This is a genomic window from uncultured Aquincola sp. (assembly GCF_964001545.1).
Taxonomy (GTDB): domain Bacteria; phylum Pseudomonadota; class Gammaproteobacteria; order Burkholderiales; family Burkholderiaceae_C; genus Aquincola.
The window spans coordinates 1-6,014 of record NZ_CAXFDV010000213.1; the positions used below are offsets into that span (position 1 = coordinate 1).

Genomic DNA, 6,014 nt, shown 5'->3' on the forward strand with positions numbered 1-6,014 from the left:
CTGCGCAGCGCAGCCGCCTGCTGCCTTTGTGGCGGCTGGCCGGCTGGCTGACCGGCGCCTTGCCGGCGCTGCTGGGTCCACGCGCGGTGTACGCGACGATCGAGTCGGTCGAGACCTTCGTCGATGCGCATTACGCTGCCCAAGTGGCCATGATCGATGCGCTGGACCCCGGCACCCTGCCCGCGTTGCGCCAGCTGCTGGAGACCTGCCGGCAGGACGAGGTGGCCCACCGCGACGACGCCCGGCAGCGCCGGGGTCAGGCGCCAAGACATCCCGGCGTGCTGCGCCGGCTGGCCGCCCGCACCTGGGCCGCCACCGTGGCCGGGGGCTCGGCGGCGGCGGTGCGCGTCAGCCGCCACCTGTGAAAGGGCGCTGATGCCGTTGGCGCAGCCGTGCAGCCTGCTGCTCACCGCCGCCCTGTTCGGCGGCATGTTGCTGTTCGCGGGCGGCTTTGCGGCCTTCCTCTTCACCGCATTGCCGATGGACCAGGCGCGTGCCTTGATCCGCCGCGCGTTCCCGCCCTTCTACCTGTTCGTCATCGTCGCCGCCGGGCTGGCCGCGGGCGCCGCCGCCTGGGTGGACGCCGCCGCCGCCGGTGTGCTGCTGGCCGTGGCGCTGAGCACCCTGCCCACGCGCCAGTGGCTGATGCCGGCGATCAACCGCGCCACCGACGGCGGCCAGCGCGCCCGCTTCGCGCGCCTGCACGGGCTGTCGGTGGGCATCACGCTGCTGCACATCGCGGCCGCCGGCTGGGCCCTGGTGCGGCTGGCCGGCTGAGCGGGGCGCAGGCGGCGGGCCGCCGCAGTAAGCTGCGGCGGCACAGGAGGCAGCATGCAGGCACCGGTTCCTTCCCAGCATCCGCACCGGCCACGCCGGCCTGGGCAGCGCGGCTTGCCGCGCAGGGCGGTTCTGCGGGGCGCCGCGGCCAGCGGGCTGGCCACCGTGCTGGCCACCCTCGCCGCGCTGCCGCCCTCGGCGCCTGCGGCCGCCGCGACGCCCGTCGCACCCACGCCGGCCGCCACCAGCCAGGCACCGCTCACGCCTGCCGACCTGCGCTCGCTGGCCGCCACCTGCGCCAATTGCCATGGCACCGACGGCCGACCCGCGGACCCTGCGATGCCGCCGCTGGCCGGCCTGCCGCAGGACCTCATCCAGGCGCAGATGCGCGCCTTCCGCAGCGGCGAACGGCCTGCGACGGTGATGCACCAGATCAGCCGCGGCTACACCGACGCGCAGGTCGAAGCACTGGCCCGCTACTTCGCCGGGCTGCCGCGGTGAAGCGCCGCGGCTTCCTGACCCGCGCGCTCGGCGCGACGGCAGCCACGTCGGCCCTGGCCGCCAGCGTGGGCTGCGCCGGCGTGCCTCGCGGCGCCCGGCCGCAGGTGGTGGTGGTGGGCGGCGGCTTCGGCGGCGCCACGGCGGCCAAATACCTGCGGCTGTGGTCGGCCGGCACGATCGACGTCACGCTGGTGGAGCCGGCGCCGGCCTTCGTCTCCTGCCCGGTGTCCAACCTGGTGGTGGCCGGCTTGAAGACGCTGGACGACATCACCCTGCCCTTCGACACGCTGGTGCAGCGCCATGGCGTGCGTTGGCGGCGTGAAGTGGCCACGGCCATCGACCTGGACACGCGTGAGCTGCGCCTGACCGGTGGCAATCGGCTGCGCTGCGACCGATTGGTGCTGTCGCCGGGCGTGGCGCTGATGTCGTCGGCCATCCCAGGCCTGCCCGCCGCGCAGGCCGAAGGCCGTGTGCTGCATGCCTGGAAGGCCGGGCCCGAGACCACCGCGCTGCACCGCCAGCTGCAGGCCTTGCCGCCCGGCGGCGTGTTCGCCATCACCATTCCGCTGGCGCCCTACCGCTGCCCGCCCGGCCCGTATGAACGTGCCAGCCTGGTGGCCGACTGGCTGGGCCGCCACAACCCGCGCGCCAAGGTGCTGGTGCTGGACGCCAACGACGACGTGGTGTCCAAGGCCGCGCTGTTCAAGCAGGCCTGGGCCGAGCTGCATGCCGGCCGCATCGAGTACCGGCCGCAGCATGTGCTGGCGGGTGTGGACGGCGCGCGGGGGCTGTTGCGCTTCGAGGTGCAGGACGACGTGCGCGCCGACGTGCTCAACGTGCTGCCGCCGATGCGGGCCGGCGCGATCGCGGTGCAGGCCGGCCTGGCCACGGTCAACCAGCGCTGGTGCCCGGTGGACTTCCTGACCTTTGCCTCGGTGCACGCGCCCGGCGTGCATGTGCTGGGCGATGCGATCCAGGCCGCGCCGCAGATGCCCAAGTCGGGCCACATGGCCAACAACCACGCCAAAGTGGCCGCGGCCGCCATCGTGGCCGAGCTGGCCGGCCTGCCGCCGCCGCCGGAGCCGATGCTGACCAACGCCTGCTACAGCCTGGTGAGTGCCGACCAGGCCATTCACGTGGCCAGCGTGCACCGCTACGACGCGGCGGCGCGCACCTTCAACCTGGTGCCGGGCTCGGGCGGTGTGTCGGCGGCGCGGTCGGCCCAGGAAGTGCGCCTGGCCGAAGCCTGGGCGCGCAACACCTGGGCCGACATGCTGGTCTGAATGCGCTACTGATCCAGCGCCATCATCCGCACCCGCGCGTTTTCCACATGCGCGCGCATGCAGCGGCGCGCGGCCTCGGCGTCCTGGCTCTCGATCAAGGCATACAGCGCGCGGTGTTCGTCCAGCGCCTCCTGCGTGCGGCGCCAGGGTTTCATGTGGGCCAGGTGGCGCCACAGGTTCACCGCGCGGCTCACGTCGTACTCCAGCATCTTGAGCACCGCCACCAGCCGCGGGTTGGCGGTGGCCTGGGCGATGGCCTCATGAAAGCCGTAGTCGAAGTGGTGCGCCACGTCGCCGCGCGCATGGGCCTGCTCGAAGCCGTCCAGCATCTGCCGCATGCGCGCCAGGTCGGCGCCTTGGCGGCGCAGCGCGGCCAGATGGGCGCATTCGGGCTCCACCATCAGCCGCAGTTCCAGCCCGTGCAGGATGTGGCTGAGGTCGGCCGCCGTGGGCTGCGCCAGCGCCGCCGCGGCGCCCGGCTGCGGCGCCACGTAGCTGCCCGAGCCGCGCACCGACTGCAGCAGGCCTTCGGCCCGCAGCCGGTCCAGTGCCTGCCGCACCACCGGGCGCGAGACCTGGAAGCGCGTGGCCAGCGACAGCTCGGCCGGCAGCCGCGCGCCCGGGGCCAGCTGGCCGGTCATGATGGCGTGGAACAGGCTGTCATACACCCGCTCGGCAAAGCGCTCGCCCCGCGGGGCGCGGGCCGGTGCCAGGCCTGCAGCGTCGGGGGCAGTGCCCGCGTTCAAGGCGTCGTCGGTGGGGTCGGGTCGGGCCATCGCGGGTTGGGGTGAGAGGGTTCAAATCTGTCTTCCAGGTTGACAGCATGCGGCCGCCAGATGTTGCACTGCCTCAGGGAAAGCACCCAGCCAAAGCAGTCAATCGCGCTGACAACTTTGCTGGGCCCCCGCCTATGATGGACCGCACACCAGAACCAGCAGGCAGGAGACGCGTGTGAAACAGCACTTCATCGACAACCGGGCGGTGCCGCCATCGTCGGGTGAGCACATCCCGGTGCTCGACCCTTCGGACGGCCAGGTGTTCGAGCAGCTGGCGCGTGGCAATGCCGCCGACGTCGACCGGGCCGTGCAGGCTGCCCGCCGCGCCTACGATGCGGGCCCCTGAGGCCGCATGCCCGCGGCCGAACGCGGCCGGCTGCTTCAGCGCCTGTCGCTGAAGCTGCAGGACCATGCCGAGGAACTGGCGGCGCTGGAAGCGCGCGACTGCGGCAAGCCGATGAAGCAAGCGCGCGCCGATGCCGCCGCCATCGCCCGCTACTTCGAGTTTTATGGCGGCGCCGCCGACAAGCTGCATGGCGAAACCCTGCCCTACCAGGCCGGCTACACCGTGCTCACGCTGCGTGAACCGCATGGCGTCACTGGCCACATCGTGCCCTGGAACTACCCGCTGCAGATCTTTGGCCGCAGCGTGGGCGGCGCGCTGGCGGCGGGCAATGCCTGCGTGGTCAAGCCGGCGGAAGACGCCTGCCTGTCGCTGCTGCGGGTGGCCGAGCTGGCGGCCGAGGTGGGCTTTCCGCCGGGCGTGCTCAACATCGTCACCGGCTACGGCCATGAGGCGGGCGACGCGCTGGTGCGGCACCCGGGCATCGACCATGTGTCCTTCACCGGCTCGCCCACCATCGGCCAGGTGGTGGTGCGCGCCGCGGCCGAGCACCACACGCCGGTGACGCTGGAGCTGGGCGGCAAGTCGCCGCAGATCGTGTTCGACGATGCCGACGTGGAAGCGATGCTGCCGGTGGTGATCAATGCCATCGTGCAGAACGCCGGCCAGACCTGCTCGGCCGGCAGCCGGCTGCTGGTGCAGCGCAGCTTGTATGGACAAGTGCTGGAACGCCTGGGCGAAGCCTTCAGCCGGCTGCGTGTGGGCAGCGCCACCATGGACCTGGACTGCGGCCCGCTGATCCGCCGCACCCAGCTGCAGCGGGTGGCCGGCTTCATCGAAGAAGCGCAGCGCGACGGCCTGCCCATCGTGGCCCAGGGCCGCATCGAGCCCGGCGTGCCGGCCGGCGGCTACTACCAGGCGCCCACGCTGCTGCGCGACGTGCCGCCGCAGCACCGGCTGGCACAGCAGGAGGTGTTCGGCCCGGTGCTGGCCGCCCTGCCCTTCGACACCGAAGACGATGCGGTGCGCATTGCCAACGGCACGCCCTACGGCCTGGTGGCCAGTGTGTGGTCGCGCGACGGCGGCCGCCAGCTGCGCCTGGCGCGGCGGGTGCGCGCCGGCCAGGTGTTCATCAACAACTACGGCGCCGGCGGCGGCGTGGAGCTGCCCTTCGGCGGCGTCAAGGCCAGCGGCCATGGCCGCGAAAAAGGCTTCGAAGCCTTGTACGCCTTCACGGTGCTCAAGACCGTGGCCATCAAACATGACTAGACAAGTAGCAGGAGACAGAACGATGCGCGTCGAAGGCAAATCCATCATCGTCACCGGCTCGGGCGGCGGCATCGGCGAGGGCATTGCCCGCCGCCTGGCGGCCGAAGGTGGCCGCATCGTCGTCAACGACGTGAACGAAGCGGCCGGCCGCCGCGTGGCCGAAGCCATCGTCGCCGAAGGCGGCAGCGCCACCTTCGTGCGCGCCGACGTGACCCGCAGCGCCGACATGCAGGCCTTGGTGGCCGCCGCGGTGCAGGCCCATGGCCGGCTGGACGTGATGGTCAACAACGCCGGCTGGACCCACCGCAACCGGCCGATGCTGGAAGTGAGCGAAGAAGACTTCGACAAGCTCTATGCCATCAACGTCAAGAGCGTCTACCTGTCGGCGGTGCATGCGGTGCCGGTGATGCGGGCGCAGGGCGGGGGCAGCTTCATCAACATTGCATCGACGGCCGGGGTGCGACCGCGGCCGGGGCTCACCTGGTACAACGGCTCGAAGGGGGCGGTGATCACCACCAGCAAGTCGATGGCGGCCGAGCTGGGGCCGGACAACATCCGGGTCAACTGCATCAACCCGGTGTTCAACCCCGATACCGCGCTGTCGGCCGAGTTTGCCGGCGGCCCGGTGGACGACGCCCGCCGCGCCAAGTTCCTGGCAACGATTCCGCTGGGCCGGTTCAGCACCGCGCTGGACGTGGCCAATGCGGCGCTCTACCTGGCCAGCGACGAGGCCGCGTTCATCTCGGGCGTCTGCATCGAGGTGGACGGCGCAAGATGTGTATAGGCCCCCAAGGCCCGGGCTTCGCCCGGACCGCCCCCCCAAGGGGGAGCAAGAAAGCTTGGGGCGGCCCGGCGCTTTCTTGAGCTGATCACACAACAACGAGGAGACAAGCCCATGCAACGCAGAAAGTTCATCACCCGCGCCGCGATCGGCAGCGCCGCCGCAGGCACTTTGGCCGCGCCGGCTCTTGCGCAAGGCCAGCATCCCGAGATCCGCTGGCGCCTGGCCAGCAGCTACCCCAAGACGCTGGACACCATCTACGGCGCGGTCGACCTGGCGGTCAA

6 protein-coding genes and 1 pseudogene are annotated in these 6,014 nt (G+C 71.8%); 6 read left to right on the forward strand and 1 reads right to left on the reverse strand.

Annotated elements, in window-relative coordinates:
• The 4 genes from ABNT58_RS07405 to ABNT58_RS07420 form a co-directional block, all read left to right on the forward strand.
• Positions 1-365, forward strand: a 365-nt coding sequence (locus ABNT58_RS07405) for a demethoxyubiquinone hydroxylase family protein (protein ID WP_348752859.1), incomplete at its 5' end; no start/stop codon positions are given.
• A 10-nt stretch (positions 366-375) separates the two neighbouring features.
• Positions 376-777, forward strand: a complete 402-nt coding sequence (locus ABNT58_RS07410) for a DUF4149 domain-containing protein (RefSeq protein WP_348752860.1) — start codon at positions 376-378, stop codon at positions 775-777.
• Positions 778-942: 165 nt separating this feature from the next.
• Positions 943-1,278, forward strand: coding sequence for a c-type cytochrome (locus ABNT58_RS07415; RefSeq protein ID WP_348752861.1), 336 nt, complete (start codon positions 943-945; stop codon positions 1,276-1,278).
• The gene (locus ABNT58_RS07420; RefSeq protein ID WP_348752862.1) at positions 1,275-2,561 is read left to right on the forward strand and encodes an NAD(P)/FAD-dependent oxidoreductase; all 1,287 of its coding nucleotides are present in this window, start codon (positions 1,275-1,277) and stop codon (positions 2,559-2,561) included. Before ABNT58_RS07415 ends, ABNT58_RS07420 begins: the two co-directional genes overlap by 4 nt.
• Before the next feature lie 5 nt (positions 2,562-2,566).
• On the opposite strand, the gene ABNT58_RS07425 is transcribed toward ABNT58_RS07420, so the two are convergent.
• Positions 2,567-3,337 (reverse strand): FadR/GntR family transcriptional regulator, encoded by a 771-nt coding sequence (locus ABNT58_RS07425; protein WP_348752863.1) that lies wholly within the window; start codon positions 3,335-3,337, stop codon positions 2,567-2,569.
• A gap of 175 nt (positions 3,338-3,512) precedes the next feature.
• On the opposite strand from ABNT58_RS07425, the pseudogene ABNT58_RS07430 reads away from it, so the two are divergent.
• Positions 3,513-4,949, forward strand: a pseudogene (locus ABNT58_RS07430) (aldehyde dehydrogenase family protein).
• Between the two features lie 22 nt (positions 4,950-4,971).
• Positions 4,972-5,733, forward strand: coding sequence for an SDR family oxidoreductase (locus ABNT58_RS07435; protein WP_348752864.1), 762 nt, complete (start codon positions 4,972-4,974; stop codon positions 5,731-5,733).
• Positions 5,734-6,014 lie beyond the last annotated feature (281 nt).

What these genes read in the sequence shown, in the direction of transcription:
- ABNT58_RS07410 (WP_348752860.1), top strand. Translation starts at nt 376, where the DNA reads ATGCCGTTGGCGCAGCCGTGCAGCCTGCTGCTCACCGCCGCCCTGTTC.
- ABNT58_RS07425 (WP_348752863.1), bottom strand. Translation starts at nt 3,337, where the DNA reads ATGGCCCGACCCGACCCCACCGACGACGCCTTGAACGCGGGCACTGCC.
- ABNT58_RS07435 (WP_348752864.1), top strand. Translation starts at nt 4,972, where the DNA reads ATGCGCGTCGAAGGCAAATCCATCATCGTCACCGGCTCGGGCGGCGGC.